The 17,069-nt window shown below is 52.4% G+C and carries 10 protein-coding genes, 2 rRNA genes and 2 pseudogenes; 7 read left to right on the forward strand and 7 right to left on the reverse strand.

Features of this window, described 5'->3' with window-relative positions; translation table 11 throughout:
- The first annotated feature begins 219 nt into the window (after positions 1–219).
- Together EPD59_RS11500 and rrf are read left to right on the forward strand one after the other, a co-directional pair.
- Positions 220–3,130 (forward strand): 23S ribosomal RNA (locus EPD59_RS11500).
- Positions 3,131–3,212: 82 nt separating this feature from the next.
- Positions 3,213–3,324 (forward strand): 5S ribosomal RNA (gene rrf / locus EPD59_RS11505).
- Between the two features lie 694 nt (positions 3,325–4,018).
- On the opposite strand, the gene rplT is transcribed toward rrf, so the two are convergent.
- The 7 genes and pseudogenes from rplT to EPD59_RS11540 all read right to left on the reverse strand — a co-directional run bounded on the left by rplT (position 4,019) and on the right by EPD59_RS11540 (position 12,711).
- Positions 4,019–4,363, reverse strand: a complete 345-nt coding sequence (rplT, locus tag EPD59_RS11510; protein WP_133272906.1) for a 50S ribosomal protein L20 — start codon at positions 4,361–4,363, stop codon at positions 4,019–4,021.
- 135 nt (positions 4,364–4,498) lie between these two features.
- Positions 4,499–4,693, reverse strand: a complete 195-nt coding sequence (gene rpmI / locus EPD59_RS11515) for a 50S ribosomal protein L35 (RefSeq protein ID WP_133272907.1) — start codon at positions 4,691–4,693, stop codon at positions 4,499–4,501.
- Positions 4,694–4,863: 170 nt separating this feature from the next.
- Positions 4,864–5,421 (reverse strand): annotated as a pseudogene (gene infC, locus EPD59_RS11520) (translation initiation factor IF-3); the annotation flags it as partial.
- A 186-nt stretch (positions 5,422–5,607) separates the two neighbouring features.
- A complete protein-coding gene (gene thrS / locus EPD59_RS11525; protein WP_133272909.1) occupies positions 5,608–7,551 on the reverse strand; it encodes a threonine--tRNA ligase in 1,944 nt (647 codons plus the stop codon).
- A gap of 177 nt (positions 7,552–7,728) precedes the next feature.
- Positions 7,729–8,814 carry a tetratricopeptide repeat protein gene (locus EPD59_RS11530; RefSeq protein ID WP_133272910.1) on the reverse strand — a complete coding sequence of 362 codons (1,086 nt, stop codon included), beginning with the start codon at positions 8,812–8,814 and terminating at the stop codon, positions 7,729–7,731.
- Between the two features lie 171 nt (positions 8,815–8,985).
- On the reverse strand, positions 8,986–9,762 hold the full coding sequence (locus tag EPD59_RS11535) for a tetratricopeptide repeat protein (protein WP_165963563.1): 777 nt from the start codon (positions 9,760–9,762) through the stop codon (positions 8,986–8,988).
- Between the two features lie 223 nt (positions 9,763–9,985).
- Positions 9,986–12,711: pseudogene (locus EPD59_RS11540) on the reverse strand (DNA gyrase/topoisomerase IV subunit A).
- 731 nt (positions 12,712–13,442) lie between these two features.
- Between EPD59_RS11540 and EPD59_RS11545 the strand changes: the two are divergent.
- The 5 genes from EPD59_RS11545 to EPD59_RS11560 all read left to right on the forward strand — a co-directional run bounded on the left by EPD59_RS11545 (position 13,443) and on the right by EPD59_RS11560 (position 16,985).
- Positions 13,443–14,357 (forward strand): pirin family protein, encoded by a 915-nt coding sequence (locus EPD59_RS11545; RefSeq protein ID WP_133272912.1) that lies wholly within the window; start codon positions 13,443–13,445, stop codon positions 14,355–14,357.
- Between the two features lie 153 nt (positions 14,358–14,510).
- Positions 14,511–14,918, forward strand: coding sequence for a hypothetical protein (locus EPD59_RS22525; RefSeq protein WP_240731365.1), 408 nt, complete (start codon positions 14,511–14,513; stop codon positions 14,916–14,918).
- Complete coding sequence (locus EPD59_RS11550) at positions 14,915–16,069, forward strand: M1 family metallopeptidase (RefSeq protein WP_240731366.1); 1,155 nt, start codon at positions 14,915–14,917, stop codon at positions 16,067–16,069. The genes EPD59_RS22525 and EPD59_RS11550 overlap by 4 nt, the downstream gene beginning before the upstream one ends.
- 2 nt (positions 16,070–16,071) lie before the next feature.
- Positions 16,072–16,440: a hypothetical protein gene (locus tag EPD59_RS11555; protein ID WP_133272914.1), complete on the forward strand. Its 369-nt coding sequence runs from the start codon at positions 16,072–16,074 to the stop codon at positions 16,438–16,440.
- Between the two features lie 17 nt (positions 16,441–16,457).
- Positions 16,458–16,985 carry a hypothetical protein gene (locus EPD59_RS11560; RefSeq protein ID WP_165963564.1) on the forward strand — a complete coding sequence of 176 codons (528 nt, stop codon included), beginning with the start codon at positions 16,458–16,460 and terminating at the stop codon, positions 16,983–16,985.
- Positions 16,986–17,069: the final 84 nt, after the last annotated feature.

The following is a 17,069-nucleotide window of genomic DNA, read 5'->3' on the forward strand; positions in this document are numbered from 1 at the left end:
ACCTTTAGTCGTTACACGACAAACCTACCAATACGTCTTTTCCTCTCATTCAAATATTATATAGGTCGGTGACAGTAATGCCTCCCTCCTACTCTGATCTAAATAGTAGATCACATGTTCTTTGACGTAGGATAACGAGTAAGAAGAAAAAGAAAGAAGCGAGGATTACTTCAATGTAGTTTCTTGTTATGAGCCCTCCTTTCCTTGTGGAAGGAGATAAGGTAAGTAAACAAGGGCACACGGGGGATGCCTAGGCTCTCAGAGGCGAGGAAGGACGTGATAAGCTGCGAAAAGCCGCGGGGATTGGCACATACGAGGTGATCCGCGGGTATCCGAATGGGGCAACCCACCTGTGTGAAGCACAGGGGCGTCTATCTTTAGTGGTAGACGGGCAAACCCGGGGAACTGAAACATCTAAGTACCCGGAGGAACAGAAAATAACAATGATTCCCTAAGTAGTGGCGAGCGAACGGGGACGAGCCCAAACCGGGTTGGTTACGGCCAGCGCGGGGTTGTAGGACCTCAACATCTGATTGTTTGGTTTTAGCTGAACGACGTGGGAAAGTCGATCATAGAGGGTGAGAATCCCGTAAGCGAGAGAATCAAGCACGGTAGAGGATTCCTGAGTAGGGGGGACCGGAGAAATCCCCTCTGAATCCAGCGGCACCATCCGCTAAGGCTACATACTCCTGAGAGACCGATAGTGAACCAGTACCGTGAGGGAAAGGTGAAAAGAACCTCGAATAGAGGAGTGAAAAGAACCTGAAACCGTGTGCTTACAAGCGGTCGGAGCCCTTTTGTGGGGTGACGGCGTGCCTTTTGCATAATGAGCCTACGAGTTACTCCTCCCTGGCAAGGTTAAATGACTCAAGTCATGGAGCCGCAGCGAAAGCGAGTCTGAATAGGGCGCAGAGTCAGGGGGGTAGACGCGAAACTTTGTGATCTACCCATGACCAGGGTGAAGGTTGGGTAAAACCAACTGGAGGCCCGAACCAGTTTCCGTTGAAAAGGATTTGGATGAGTTGTGGGTAGGGGTGAAAGGCCAATCAAACTGAGAAATAGCTCGTACTCCCCGAAATGTATTTAGGTACAGCGTCGGCGTTGAGTTACGTGGAGGTAGAGCTACCGATTGGACTAGGGGGTGTCAAAGCCTACCGAATCCAGACGAACTCCGAATGCCACGTAATATAGCCGGCAGTGAGGCGTGGGGTGCTAAGGTCCCATGCCGAGAGGGAAAGAACCCAGACCATCCGCTAAGGTCCCTAAATTCGGACTAAGTTGAACAAAGGAGGTCCACTTGCCTTGACAGCCAGGATGTTGGCTTGGAAGCAGCCATTCATTTAAAGAGTGCGTAACAGCTCACTGGTCGAGCGAGAGGGCATCGATAATACGCGGGCATCAAGTCCGGTACCGAAGCGATGGATTTATGCTATGCATAAGTGGTAGGGGAGCATTCTAGCAGCGGTGAAGGTATGCTGTCAGGCGTGCTGGAGCGGCTAGAAAAGCAAATGTAGGCATGAGTAACGATAAGGCGGGTGAGAAACCCGCCCCCCGATAGACTAAGGTTTCCTGCTCAACGCTAATCGGAGCAGGGTTAGTCGGGACCTAAGGCTACGCCGAGAGGCTACGTCGATGGACAGCTGGTTGATATTCCAGCACTTACAATGAGAAGTGATGCAGTGACGCAGAAGTGAAAGTACCGCGGGCGGACGGAAGTGCCCGTTGAAGCGCGTAGGTATAGAGACAGTAGGTAAATCCGCTGACTTTGCTGAAACGTGATAGTACCCTACGGCCTCGGCCACGGGGATAGTGTACCTAATCAGACTGCCAAGAAAACCTGCTAAGCGTTTTAATCTTATTGTAACCCGTACCGCAAACCGACACAGGTAGTCAAGGAGAGTATCCTGAGGGGCTCGAGTGAATCACGGCCAAGGAACTCGGCAAAATGGACCTGTAACTTCGGGAGAAGGGTCGCTTCCTTGTCGCAAGACAAGAAGCCGCAGTGAAAAGGCCCAGGCGACTGTTTAACAAAAACACATGACTTTGCGAACGCGTAAGCGGAAGTATAAGGTCTGACACCTGCCCGGTGCCGGAAGGTTAAGAGGGGAACTTAGTCGCAAGGCGAAGGTTTGAATCGAAGCCCCGGTAAACGGCGGCCGTAACTATAACGGTCCTAAGGTAGCGAAATTCCTTGTCGGGTAAGTTCCGACCTGCACGAATGGTGTAACGATCTGGGCGCTGTCTCAGCCGTGAGCTCGGTGAAATTGTAGTCTCGGTGAAGATGCCGAGTACCCGCCACGGGACGGAAAGACCCCGTGCACCTTTACTATAGCTTGACATTGACGCTGGGTAACACATGTGTAGGATAGGTGGGAGGCTATGAGCCGGAGGCGCCAGCTTTCGGGGAGCCAACGTTGAAATACCACCCTTGTGTTACTCGGTGCCTAATCTCCGAGACGGGGAAACAGTGTCTGGTGGGTAGTTTGACTGGGGTGGTCGCCTCCAAAAGAGTATCGGAGGCTTTCAAAGGTCCGCTCAGTACGCTTGGTAACCGTACGCAGAGCGCAATAGCAGAAGCGGGCTTGACTGTGAGGCCTACAAGCCGAGCAGGGTCGAAAGACGGATATAGTGATCCGGTGGTTCCGCATGGAAGGGCCATCGCTCAAAGGATAAAAGGTACGCCGGGGATAACAGGCTGATCTCCCCCAAGAGCTCATATCGACGGGGAGGTTTGGCACCTCGATGTCGGCTCGTCACGTCCTGGGGCTGGAGAAGGTCCCAAGGGTTCGGCTGTTCGCCGATTAAAGTGGCACGCGAGCTGGGTTCAGAACGTCGTGAGACAGTTCGGTCCCTATCTGTGGTGGGCGTTAGAGATTTGCGAGGACCTGTCCTTAGTACGAGAGGACCGGGATGGACCAGCCGCTAGTGCACCGGTTGTGGCGCCAGCTGCAGCGCCGGGTAGCTACGCTGGGATGAGATAAGCGCTGAAAGCATCTAAGTGCGAAACTCACCTCAAGATGAGATCTCTCATATACGAAGAGTCGTGGTAGACTACCACGTCGATAGGCTACAGGTGGAAGGTCCGAAATGGCTGAGCCGAGTAGTACTAATGACTCGAACACTTACCTAGTACCAGCTCTTTTCTGTGGCTTCTTACTCGTTTTCTACGTCAACGTTTTTGTTGTGGCTGTGCACTAGCCACAACCGCCAGTAATGGTGGCTTTAGCCCGGGTGTTCACCTCTTCCCATTCCGAACAGAGCAGTTAAGCCCCGGAGCGCCTATGGTACTACCTTCACCGGTGGGAGAGTCGGTCGCCGCCAACCTTACTTTCAGTTCAGCCCCCAGCGTCCCTTTATCAGCGGATGCGGGGGGCTGTTCGCGTTTACACAAGACGTTCCCTGCCCTGCTGGCACCAGACTTATTTAGTGGCCTATGTAACTGATAATCTAGAAGCTTACGCGATGATTAGGGTGTAAACTCCATAGGCATTCATATGATAGACACATTGCCTTAGAAGCATTTTGGTTTGAAAGAATTATCATAGATCGTTCAACGTAAGTTTCGTGTTCAAGCTGATTACATAATTAGCCTGAATTAATAGCATAGTTCAGGAGCAGTTAGTAATCTCTCAATTACTGTGTAGAGTATGTGATAAGTACCTATTCATAGCATAGCCTTACGTGGCAGTTGACTCCTAATTGGACACATTAGGGTGAACAAGTGACCAATACTCTATAATCGAGCTCCATTGGATTAGCTGGGCATATACTTTCTATTGAGTTAGAACTATAACATATATTGGTCAGCGTGCTACTCATTTAAATCATTTGCTCATGAATATGAATCTTTTCTATTTACATAAAAGCGTACGAATCCCACAATTATTAATACGAGGAGCATTCCTATAACAAAAGTCGCTTTAGTTTTAGGTGTTATTAAGTACTAAATACGATCCAAAAGAAAAAAAGCGTTCACCTTTAATAAGGTGAACGCTTTTTAATTAATCAGTAAGAAGTGTTACTTAAGCTTTTCGATGATTCCTTGGAAAGCAGCTGGATGATTTAATGCTAGATCAGCCAATACTTTACGATTCAAATCGATACCTGCTTTCTTCAGGCCGCCCATGAATTGCGAATATGACAACCCGTGCTCACGGGCACCTGCGTTAATACGCTGAATCCATAAGGCGCGGAACTCACGCTTTTTGGTTTTCCGGTCGCGGTAGGCATATAACAAGCCTTTCTCGACGGCATTTTTTGCAACGGTCCAAACATTCTTGCGACGGCCAAAATAGCCTTTCGCAAGCTTCATTACCTTTTTGCGACGGTGGCGTGAAGCCACATTATTTACACTTCTTGGCATAACCTACTTTTTTTGGTGACCGGTGACAATGCTTGTCTTGCAAACCGGGTACCTGGTGGAAAATTATTAAAATCCTGAATTTACAAATAGAGAATTGGGCCAAACTACTATCACATTGCAGCGTCCCAAACGCTACTAGATATTCAGCATATCCTTCACCCGATTCATATCGGCCGAGCTAACAAGCGTAACATGCGTTAGGTTACGCTTTTGCTTGGTAGACTTCTTAGTGAGAATGTGGCTTTTGAAGGCGTGCTTCCGCTTCACCTTGCCCGTTCCGGTGAGCGTAAAACGCTTCTTAGCACCGGATTTCGTCTTTACTTTTGGCATTGTGGTATAAATTGAGAAAAAGGAAATGCTTGATAAAGCGTCTGATTAATTAATTACTGAGGCAATAATCAATTAGACCTACTTTAAGCCTGTTCTTCTTTGGCTTTAACTTCTTTAGGCTCTTTGGGTGCAGCTTCTTTTCCCCCCTCTTTGGTGGCAGGTGCTTTAGGCTTAGCAACTACAGCCACTTTAGGAGCCAGATACAAGAACATGCGTTTACCTTCAAGTTTAGGCAACTGTTCTACTTTAGCTAAGTCCTCTAGTGCTTGGGCAAACTTTAGCAGAAGAATTTCACCGCGCTCTTTAAATACGATTGAGCGGCCTACAAAGTGCACATAGGCCTTTATTTTGGCTCCCTCACGTAGGAACTCTTGTGCATGTTTCAGCTTGAAAGCGAAGTCGTGCTCGTCAGTATTAGGACCGAAACGAATTTCCTTTAGCACCACCTTCGTGGCTTTAGCTTTCATTTCGCGCGTGCGCTTCTTCTGCTCATACTTAAACTTAGAGTAGTCGATAACACGGCATACAGGCGGCACGGCCGTAGGCGAAATTTCAACTAAGTCCAAGTTTTGCTCTTGAGCTAAGCGACGAGCTTGCTCAATTGGATAAACACCTTGCTCGATGTTTTCACCGACCAGGCGCACTTCGCGGGCCGTAATCTTCTGGTTGATTTTAAACGGCTCCTCCACCTGAGCACGGGGGATGTAGCGGCGATTTGGGGTTGCTATGAGTTGGTCCTCCTTCTGAAAGGTGAGCGAATAATCTTTAGGTACTATCTAACCCAACACAGCGAGCCGCGATGAGTTTCAATCAGCGGGCAAATATCCGCTTATTTTTTGAATCTAAAAAAGTGACTATATAAAAACATGCCCATCAGAGCATTTACCATGATGGGCAGTTTTTATTTAAGCTTCCTAATTACCTACTATCATTTCAGCTACTTGACTATTAAAGCTGCGAATGAATGCTTCAATTGGCATACTTCCTAGATCGCCTTCTCCATGTTTACGGAGTGAAACAATGCCATTTTCCTGCTCCTTCTCCCCTACAATGAGCATATACGGCACTTTGGCTATTTCAGCATCGCGGATCTTACGCCCTATCTTTTCATCGCGACTATCCAACGAGCCTCGCAACTCCGCTTGCACTAGACGGTCATAAACTTGCTGTGCGTAGTCTTGATATTTCTCAGAAATAGGTAGTACAGCAAATTGCTCAGGCGAGAGCCACAGCGGGAAATTGCCGGCACAATGCTCAATAAGCACTGCTACAAAGCGTTCTAATGACCCAAACGGAGCACGATGCAGCATTACTGGTCGCTGGCGAGAATTGTCAGGGGCCACATATTCGAGTTCAAAACGCTCGGGCAGGTTATAGTCAACCTGAATGGTACCTAGCTGCCACTTACGGCCTAGCGCATCACGTACCATGAAGTCGAGCTTGGGACCATAAAAAGCCGCTTCTCCTAATTCTGTGACTGTAGGCAACCCTTTCTCTGCCGCTGCCTCTTGAATAGCACTTTCCGCTAAAGCCCAGTTTTCGTCGGAGCCAATATACTTTGTCTTATTTTCGGGGTCGCGGAGAGATATTTGAGCAGTATAGTTTTCAAAGCCAAGCGCCCGGAACACATATAGTACAAGATCGATAACCTTGATAAACTCTTCCTTGACCTGATCTGGCCGGCAGAAAATATGCGCGTCATCTTGTGTAAAGCCACGCACGCGGGTGAGGCCATGCAGTTCACCGCTTTGCTCATAACGATATACTGTTCCAAACTCCGCCAGGCGCAAAGGCAAGTCGCGGTATGAGCGAGGCTTGGTTTTGTAGATTTCGCAGTGGTGCGGGCAGTTCATTGGCTTGAGGAAAAATTCCTCACCAGGATTAGGCGTCTTGATGGGTTGAAAAGAATCAGCGCCATACTTCTCATAGTGTCCCGATGTTACATAAAGCTCCTTTGAGCCAATATGAGGGGTCACTACGGGCAAGTAGCCCGCTTTTACCTGGGCACGGCGCATGAACTGCTCAAGGCGCTCACGCAGGGCCGTACCCTTGGGTAACCACAACGGTAGCCCCGCTCCTACTTTCTCAGAAAAAGCGAACAACTCTAACTCCTTGCCCAGTTTGCGGTGGTCGCGGCGTTTAGCTTCTTCCAGACGCTCTAGGTATTCGGTCAGCTCTTTCTGTTTAGGAAAAGTGATACCGTAGACGCGAGTAAGCTGCTTATTTTTTTCGTCGCCGCGCCAGAAGGCGCCGGCTACGTTCAGCAGTTTCACCGCCTTGATCGGACTTGTATCGGGAATATGCGGGCCGCGGCATAGGTCAGTGAAATCGCCCTGCGTATAAAAGCTAATGGTACCGTCTTCTAGGCGCTCTAATAAGTCAAGCTTATAGGGGTCGCCTTTCTCCGTGAAATAGGCTATAGCTTCTGCTTTAGGCACTTCACGGCGCTCATATTGGCTTTTCTTGCGGGCCAGCTCGAGCATTTTCTGCTCAATCTGGGGGAAGTCGTTGGTTGAGATAGTACGGCCTTCGCCTAGGTCGATATCGTAATAAAAGCCGTTTTCGATAGCTGGACCGATACCAAGCTTTACACCCGGATATAATGCCTCTAGGGCCTCAGCCATCAAGTGCGCCGAAGAATGCCAGAACGTATTCTTGCCCGCGTCATCATTCCAAGTAAGGATTTCGATGGCAGAATTCTGCATGATAGGGCGGTGCAGGTCACGGATCTCGCCATTTACGCGCACGCCCAAAGCATTGCGCGCTAAGCCTTCGCTAATACTAGCGGCTACGTCGTAGCCCGTCGCGCCATCTACAAACTGGCGCACGGAGCCATCGGGAAGAGTGATGTCAATCATTGGTTAGAGAAAAATGCTCTACAAACAGCGTTAGACCGCAAGTTAGTGGGTTAGGCCGAATGTGGGGGGCATTTATTAGAGCAACCACCCCAAATCTTTAGGCAAACAGCCGCAGTGCTCTTGGCGTCAGGAACTAATGACAGGTCTTAGTTTCACCAAAAAAGCCCCCCGCGTTGCTTAGCGAAGCGTAGGTAAGGCTCGCTCAGGCAAAGGAGCAATGGCCTGACGACTTGGACGACGGACAGTATCACCACGTAACTGACGCGCCCGTTCTCCCGCTTTCCAGGTGCGATAAGTCCAATGTTTGTTACCTGGATTTTCGGCCACCAGAATGCGATACTGAGCAACTGCTTCAGCGGATTGGCCCAAAGCTTCGAAACTTTCTGCTACCATCTGACGGCCACCCGGCAAGCGGGGAGCCCGGCGCAGCGCACGCTGTAGATGGGGTAAAGCGTCAGCGTAGCGACGCTTTTTAAATGCCGCTAAGCCCAGACGGTAATCGGCACGATATAGCGTAGTATCCAACGCTACGGCACGAGTGTAAGCGCGTAAGGCACTATCAGGCCGGTTTTGCAGTTCGTGCTGGCGTCCGTAATCATACCAAAGGGACCCATTTGTGGGCGCTAGGCGCAGGCCACGCGTCGCGTATACCGCAGCGGCGGTCGGGCGGCGGTTTGCGTTTGATAAGAAAGCCAACTGATGGAGGATTTCGGGTTGCCGAGGGTCGCGGGCCAAGCTAGCGCGGAGGTAATCCAGCGCCTGGGCTGTATCAGCTAATGCAGCATGAGCTAAGCCTTTGTAGAATAAAGCAGCGACGAGTTCCGGCTCCTGCTGTAAGGCACGGTCGAGATGATCGAGGGCAGCCTGGTGGTGGCGGGCAGCTAAATGGGTTTCACCTACCAACAGGTTCAGCTCAGGCGAAGAGAACCCGCGCTTTGAAGCCTCAGTCGCCGCACTTAACGTGGCTTCGAGCCGATTTTGAGCGCGCAAGGCGCGAGCCTTAATGAAATAAAATTCACCGGGGGAGTCATCGAGGGTGAGGGCTTGCTCAATATCTGCTAATGCGGGAGCAATCTGACCAGCATCGAGACGAAATGTAGCGCGGCGAGCGTATAACGAAGCTTTGCGGGGTTGCCGGGCGATAGCACCATCAAGCGTCTTGGCCTGTAATTGAGGGCCGCTTTGCACGGTAGCTAAGTTTACCATCGTGGCTGGTGGGCCAGTAGGTGCTTGGTCGCAGGCGGAGGCGACAGCGACGCACAAAAGCAAAGGCAGAAAACGGCGAAAAACAGCCACAGTAGCTACGAACCTTAGGAAGAAATACAGATAAGCTATAACGAGCGAAACGAAGTCGATTAATGCTATTCTCGACTACTTATCCGGCTACAAAGATAACTTCAAAGCCAACAACGATTCCGTCAGCCATACAAGACCTTACTCGACCTCATTGCGCCCGCGTTTCTTTCGCGCCAGTTGCTGTAACAGGTTCCGACAGCGCCGACTCACCTCCAGCTCTTCACTCGTGACAGGCTCCAGTTTCTGCGAAGCAACTAACACTGTAATGGCTTCGTCGAACTGGCGCTGATTCTGGTATACACGGGCAAGATCGTAGCAGAATTGTATGCGCTTCGGGTCAAGTTCATGGGCGCGCTTGAGTGCGTCCACCGCTTTATTACTACTTGCCCCGCCGGGCATCCCGCCCAAAATCAACTCACTATACACCCGCTCCAACACGTTGTAATGATCTACACGATAGTGCCAGCGCCCGAGTAACTGCCATGTATCGGCCCAGTCGGGGCGGCGCGCGACGGCCCGAAACACGTAGGGCTGCATTTCTTTGTACATCAGCAAACGCCCGCGCGCACGCAGCAGCGTGGCTTGGTTGACCAAGGATAAGGCTACAACATAATTGGCCTCTCCCCCATCCGACTTAGCTACGAAAGCCCGATATGCATATTGTCCGGCCGACGTGAAGTATGCCGACCGCCGTGTTTCGTCGGTATAGCGCGTGCCGATACGCACGCTGAGCGCTGCGGCCTGCCAGAGTGCTTCATAATTTTTGGCATCTTCATCCAGCACCTGCTCGTACTTCGCCAGCGCTTCCGAATCGAGGTATTTTCGCTGAAGCAATCGCGCTTCAGCTAATAGTTTACCTACATCCGGCACGGAAAGCGTGGCAGCTAATGCTTCCGACCCAATTAATATGAGCATTCCTAGCAGTATGAATGGCCTGTAAATACGGGGCAAAAACATAGGCTAGTAAATAGCTTGGCATTACTACCAGCGTTGAAATTTGGGGTCGGAATCCGAAACTTAATCATTCATGGCTATACCTGGCAAACCACAAAAGCAGCCAATGCTGTTCCTTTAAGGCTAAGTTTGCAGATTAAGCAAAAAAAGCCCCCCAGACTGCTTCTGGGGGCTTTTTTCTCATTTAAAACAGCTTCAACTGTGATTTTGGCTGTCGCAGAATGGCTTGGGCGCGTTCTACGTCTTCACTGGTTACTTCTACCGGGCCCGTAAGCTCCGGCAGCGGCTCAGCGGACGTGGGTGCTGCCGGTCTTGGAATGGTAGCCGGGCCGCGCTTCTTGGCCGCTGCCCGGCGCTCCGGCTCTGGACCTTCGTCGGTGAGCAGAGCCAAAGAGTGGATTTTATAGTATGCCAGCTTGTTACCGGCTGCCTTCCACCCTTTCACGTCAATAAACGTGTGCAGCGGCAGCTTTTCGGTTTCGCGGTCCGATTTCTTGTCGCGCTGCACTTTCATCTCTACCAGCGGCTCCGGGTTGGCCGTCACAACCAACAGCTTGGAGCTTTTGCTTTCGGAAATAAAGGAGAATCGCTTCTCCAGCGTACTGGTTTCAATTTTGAAGCGCTTGACGTAGTGCACTTTCGTCTCCCCTTCCACGTACACGGCGCTGAGCACGGTATCGGGCTCTAGCTTGCGCAACAGCACAATATTGGGCACATCAAAGTGATGAGCGGTATCGGGCGACTTCAGCTCGTAGCTGCCGTCTTTGTACACCACAAGCACCGTATTATCTGTGTCGAAGGTGCCCAGGTAGCGGCCGTGGCCAGCCGTGTTGAGGCGGCCTACAACGCTATCGAAGAACATCTCGCGGCCACCCAAAGTGGAGTCGCCGAGGGCTTCCTGCTTGATTCGCTTAATCGGCTGCTTGGTCACGATGTTGCCCTGCGAGCCTTTGCCTTTAATGGCCAGCTCAGCGAAGTCAAACTCAAACTGCTTCACCCGCGCTGGTGCTTTATCCGTTAGCTGCACGCTCACAATCTCCGACTCAGAGTTCGGGTTAGCAGTCAGGTACAGCACCTTGGAGTTTTTGCCCCCCTTGGTTAGATCGTAGGTTTTGTCGCGGGTAATGCCCGTCACAAGGAAACGCTTAGCGTAGGTCACACCCGACGGTCCATCCTGATACATCATGTTGTACACGAGCCGATCATCGTTCTTGTTGTACACGCCCACGTGCAGAATATCCTTGCCAACGAAGGTTTTCTCCGCGATGCGCGTAACCATGAACGAACCGTCCCGGCGAATGGCGATAATATCGTCGAGGTCGGAGCAGTCGCAAACGAATTCATCCTTTTTCAAGCCGAAGCCGACGAAGCCGTCTTGACGGTTCACGTAGAGCTTCTGGTTGGCTACGGCTACTTTCTGGGCCGTCACCACGTCGAAAGTGCGAAGCTGGGTTTTGCGCTCCCGACCAGTGCCATACTTTTTCAGCAAACCATCAAAATAGCTGATGGCGTAGCGCGTAATGTTGGCCAGATGGTCGGCTACTTCAGCCAACTCGGTTTCCAGCTTCTGAATGTATTCATCCGCCTTAAAGCCGTCGAACTTCGAAATGCGCTTGATCCGGATTTCGGTCAGGCGCGTGAGGTCGTCTTGGGTGATGGCCCGGCGCAGCACAATGCGCGTGTCATTGGCCTTCAGCTTCTCCCCTTCTACGCGCACAAATTTCTTCAGGCCCGCGTCAATGGTTTCCAGAATCTCATCCCAGGTTTCGCATTCCTCAATTTTGCGGTAAATGCGATTCTCGATGAATATCTTCTCCAGTGAAGCCGAATGCCACTTTTCATGCAGCTCATCCTGACGAATTTCGAGCTCGCGCTCCAGCAGCCGCACCGTTTTCTGAGTACTCAGCCGCAGCATGTCCTCCACGCCTACGAAGCGCGGCTTGTCCTCGATGATAACGCACGTATTGGGCGAAATCGAAATTTCGCAGTCCGTAAAGGCGTACAGCGCGTCCATGGTGAGGTCGGGCGATACGCCGGTGGGCAAGTGCACCTGAATCTCGACTTCGGCGGCCGTGTTATCGACTACCTTTTTGATCTTGATTTTATTGGCCTCCGATGCCTTCACAATGCTTTCCATCAGCGCCGTGGTGGTGGTGCCGTAGGGAATATCGCGAATGACCAACATGGTTTTGTCGGCCTTCTCGATGGTGGCGCGCAGGCGGATTTTTGCCCCCCGCTGCCCGAGTTATAGTTGGTGATGTCACAAAGCCCCCCAGTCGGAAAATCAGGGAACAACTGAATGTCACGGCCTCGCAGCACGTCGATGCTGGCCTTGCACAACTCGCGGAAGTTGTGCGGCATAATCTTAGTGCTCAAGCCTACAGCAATGCCTTCTACGCCCTGAGACAGCAGCAATGGAAACTTGACAGGCAGCGTGGTCGGCTCGCGCTTGCGGCCGTCGTAGCTCATCTGCCAGTCGGTGATGTCAGGATTGAACACCACATCGAGCGCAAACTTGGACAGACGGGCCTCGATATAACGCGGCGCAGCGGCTCCGTCGCCGGTGCGGATGTCGCCCCAGTTGCCCTGGGTTTCGATTAGTAAGTCTTTCTGCCCCAGATTCACCATCGCGTCGCCGATGGAAGCGTCGCCGTGGGGGTGATACTGCATGGTTTGCCCAATAACGTTGGCCACTTTATTAAAGCGACCATCGTCCATCTCCTTCATGGCGTGCAAAATGCGGCGCTGCACGGGCTTCAAGCCATCTTCAATGGCAGGCACGGCCCGCTCTAGAATCACATAGGAGGCGTAGTCCAGAAACCAGTTCTGATACATACCGGCTACGGTGGCCACGTCATGAATGGTTTCGCCGGGGGCAAACTTGGGCTCCTCCTCCGTTTCTTCCGTCACCGGCGTGGGCTCAGTCGTAACGTGCACATCCTCGGACGACTCAGACAGCAGCAATTCGCCGGAGGCACTCACTACAAATTCTGCCTTTTCCTTTTCCGATGCAGCATCAGCATCCTCGGGTGTGGCCGACGTAGACTCGAACTCAAAGGAGTCGCCGGCGCCAAATAGGTTTGGCTGCTCTTCCTGGTTTGAGTCTTGGGGGTTCTTCTCTTCTGACACAGTGGGGTGTGGCGCTTGCCACGGTTAATGTTCTTGTACCTCTCTTTCAGCCGCAGAACTGAAAGGCTTTTTCACTAAAGACGCCTGAAAATGAATAACAGGCAAAAACGTATTGTTCAACTCATGGAGTTCGAGTAAAAGCTACGAAGAATATCAGCGGGGCGCAGGCTGCTGGCACTACGAGCTTGCGTATCAAAAGTACCGTTAGCTGCGCAGAACGCAATATTTGTAATGCTTGACATGTCCATAAAGTTCCCAATAATATTAGCCAAACACAAGCGCAAACTCAACTTTCTGTAGCTTCAAACCCCTTTTCTTCACTCATTATAATTGCTAAACAATACCATTAATACTAATTGATTTAGCTAAGTGTAGAATACAATCATTAATAAATCTTCGTTTTTGGAGGCTTACCATAACTGATGCACTTAGATAGAAATATCGGATAAACTTTATCTTGACTTATCAAGTAGCCGCCGTACTGTTTCCCTTTATTCAATTAGTCACCTTTTATGATTGATTTGGTTATAAATGCGCGCCAGGCGTCCATTAGCGCTGGGTTTGATGTGCGGCGTATTCTGCCATTTCGGGAGCGGCGCATGGTGGGGCCGTTCATTTTTATGGATCATGCCGGACCGGTGGGGCTTCCTCCTGAGCAGCTGCAAAGTCTGGATGTGCTGCCGCACCCGCATATTGGGTTGTCCACGGTGAGCTACTTGTTTGGCGGCCAGGTGATGCACCGCGATAGTTTAGGCGTGGAGCAGATCATCCGACCGGGTGAGGTAAACTGGATGACGGCGGGCAGTGGCATTGCGCATTCGGAGCGGTTTGAAGACCCGGCTACGCTGAGCGGCGGGCAGCTGGAAATGATTCAGACCTGGGTGGCTTTGCCCGAAGCCGATGAGGAAAGTGCTCCCAGTTTCCGGAATTATCAACCCCAGGAGCTTCCCATCTTCACCGATTCGGGGGTGTGGATGCGCCTGATTGCGGGCAACGCTTTTGGGCTGCGCAACGACGTGCGCACGCATTCGCCCCTGTTTTACCTACATGTGGTGTTGCAGCCGGGCGCTCGGTTTGGTATGCCGCAGGGCCACCGGGAGCGCGGCGCTTACGTGGCTAAAGGGCAGATTGAGGTGAGCGGCACCCGCTACTCGGCGGGGCAGCTGCTGGTGTTTACGCCGGGTCAGGACCCCGTGATGGTGGCTCTGGAAACGACCACTTTGATGCTGCTAGGTGGCGAGCATGTAGGTCCGCGCTTCATCTGGTGGAACTTCGTATCGTCGCGGCGGGAACGGATTGAGCAGGCCAAGGCCGACTGGCAGGCGGGCCGCATTGCGCTGCCGCCGACCGATAACGCTGTGTTTATCCCGCTACCAATGGATAACTCTCGTCCGGCCCAATCGGCGGCGCCGGAACCGCTGTCGTGAAAGCAGGTATCTGCGCTGGGGGGCAAATTATTGCTTGTGGCAGGCAACTGTTGTTAGCAAGGGCAGCGTCTGGCTGGTGAAGCGCTAAGAAATGCGTCATTTGCACATACGCCGCTTGCCTTAGCCATCACACGCTCCTATCCTACTCTATCTGTGCGTCTCCTCCACAATTCCCTGCCAGTCTTGCTGACTCTAGCCGCCCTTGCTTCTGTTAGTGCCCAACAACCAACTGCTACAATATATCGGGCCACGGAACGGCGAGTTAATGACCTCGTCCACACCAAGCTTGACTTGCAGTTTGACTATAAAAAGCGCTATGCCTACGGGAAGGAATGGCTGACGCTGAAGCCCCACGCCCACCCCACCGATTCGCTCCGCCTGGACGCCAAGGGTATGGACATCCAGACCGTGGCGCTGATGAGCAATGGCACTGCACAACCACTCAAGTTCAGCTACAACGACGAGCGAAACCTCCGCGTGAACCTGGGCAAGAAAATGCCCCCGGCGCTAATTACACCATTTACATTGAGTACACAGCTAAGCCCGACGAAGCCAAGGTGAAGGGTAGCGCCGCCATTTCGGAAGCCAAGGGCTTGTACTTCATCAATCCCGACAGTACCGTGGCCGGAAAACCCGTACAGATCTGGACGCAGGGCGAAACGGAGGGCTCGTCGGTGTGGTTTCCGACCATTGATCGGCCCAACCAAAAGACAACTTCCGAAATCAGCCTGACCGTGCCCAGCAAGTACGTGACGCTGAGCAACGGCGCCCTGGTGAGCCAGAAGCCCGCTGGCGCCGGCTTGCGCACCGATACCTGGAAGATGGAGCAGCCCCACGCGCCCTACCTCGTCATGCTGGCCATTGGCGACTTCCGCATTACCAAAGATACCTGGCGGGGCAAGGAAGTGAGCTACTATATGGAGCCTAAATACGCTGATCAAGCCCGGGCCGTATTCGGTAAAACGCCCCAGATGATGGAGTTTTTTTCAAAGCGTTTGGGCGTCGATTTTCCGTGGAATAAATACGCTCAGGTTGTAGCTCGCGACTTTGTGAGTGGGGCTATGGAAAATACCACCGCGTCATTGTACGGTGAGCAGGCCCAGGGCACGGCGCGCGAATTACTTGATTGGGAATATGCCGGTGTGGAACGCGAGATTGCCCACGAGCTATTTCATCACTGGTTTGGTGACTTCGTAACAACCGAAAGCTGGAGCAATCTGACCATGAACGAGTCGTTCGCCAACTTCAGTGAAGTACTCTGGGCTGAGCACGCCTATGGCCCCGATGCCGGCGCCGCCCAGGCCGACCGCAGCCTGCGCAACTATCTGCGCGGTGGCCCCAGCAATTATGAGAAGCCGCTGGTACGCTTTCAGTATGCCGATAAAGAGGACATGTTCGATGGTGTGTCCTACCAAAAAGGCGGCAGCATTCTGAACATGTTGCGCGCCACGTTGGGCGAGGAAGTCTTCTTTCAGGGCTTGAAGCGTTATCTGACGCAAAACGCTTTTGGTACCGGTGAGCCGCACCAATTGCGGCTGGCGCTGGAAGAAGTATCAGGGCAGGATCTGAACTGGTTTTTCAATCAATGGTATTATCGGGCGGGCCACCCCGTTGTCACCCTCGATTACCAGTGGGACGCAGCCCGCAAGCGCCAAACGGTGGTAGTGCGTCAAACGCAGACCGGGGGCTTTTTGAGCTGCCGCTGCTGGTAGATGTGTATACCGGTGGCAAAGCCCAACGCTACACGGCCACGCTGCGCAATGCTGTTGACACGCTGTACTTTCCGGCCGCTACCAAACCAGATTTGGTAAACGTGGATGCAGCCAAAGTGCTGGTGTGGCAGAAGCAGGATAATAAGTCGTTGGCTGAATATGCGTATCAGCAACTCCACGCCACACATTACCTCGACCGGCGCGAAGCCCTGACCGCCGCCCAGGCCAATGCCACGGACCCATTAGCCCAAAAAATGCTGCTGGCCGGCTTAAAGGATAAATCGCCTGCCCTGCGGGAGATGACCGTGCAGGCCCTCGACCTCAAAAATGCCCCCAGCGCAAAGCAGCGGCTCCCATACTGGCCAAGCTAGCCACCACAGATTCGTCGGTGCAGGTGCGGGCGGCGGCGCTTACAGCGCTCGGCGCGTTGGAGGAGAAGCGCTACGCCAAGCTGTTTACCAAAGCCCTCGAAAGCAAATCGTACCGGGTGCAGGGGGCGGCGCTGCAAGCCCTGCTGCCGCTGGAACCAAAGCAGGCCCTGGCCCGCGCTACCGCTTTTGAGGCCGATAACAAAGGAGCATTAACTGTGGCCCTAGTGAGCGTATATGGTCAGGCGGGCGGCCAAGCCCAGTGGCCGCTGGTGTTGCGCAAGTTCGATGCGGCCGAACCAAACGCACAATTCGATATGCTGGCTGGCATGGTGCCCCTGCTCGGCCGCCTGGAAGATCCCTCGGCGCTTTCTGAAGGCATTAAGCGTATGAAGGATCTGGCCGTGAAATTTAAAGCCTACGGCGTTGCCGAACCAATCACTCGAGGGCTGCGCCAGATTGAGCAGCAGCAGGCTGCACGGCCAACCGCCGCCGAAGCCAAGTCGTTGGTAGATGCAGCGGTGAAAGAAATTCAAGACGCCAAGTAGCGCTGGCTTCAAACTACTTTTTCCGTAAAAAAGCCCCCAGAATATTTCTGGGGGCTTTTTTTGGTAGCGTATAGACTCTTACTT

Source organism: Hymenobacter radiodurans, from assembly GCF_004355185.1.
Taxonomy (GTDB): Bacteria; Bacteroidota; Bacteroidia; order Cytophagales; family Hymenobacteraceae; genus Hymenobacter; species Hymenobacter radiodurans.

Coding starts and splice junctions, on each gene's coding strand:
- rplT (WP_133272906.1), bottom strand. CDS start 4,363: ATGCCAAGAAGTGTAAATAATGTGGCTTCACGCCACCGTCGCAAAAAG.
- rpmI (WP_133272907.1), bottom strand. CDS start 4,693: ATGCCAAAAGTAAAGACGAAATCCGGTGCTAAGAAGCGTTTTACGCTC.
- thrS (WP_133272909.1), bottom strand. CDS start 7,551: ATGATTGACATCACTCTTCCCGATGGCTCCGTGCGCCAGTTTGTAGAT.
- EPD59_RS11535 (WP_165963563.1), bottom strand. CDS start 9,762: ATGCTCATATTAATTGGGTCGGAAGCATTAGCTGCCACGCTTTCCGTG.
- EPD59_RS11545 (WP_133272912.1), top strand. CDS start 13,443: ATGATTGATTTGGTTATAAATGCGCGCCAGGCGTCCATTAGCGCTGGG.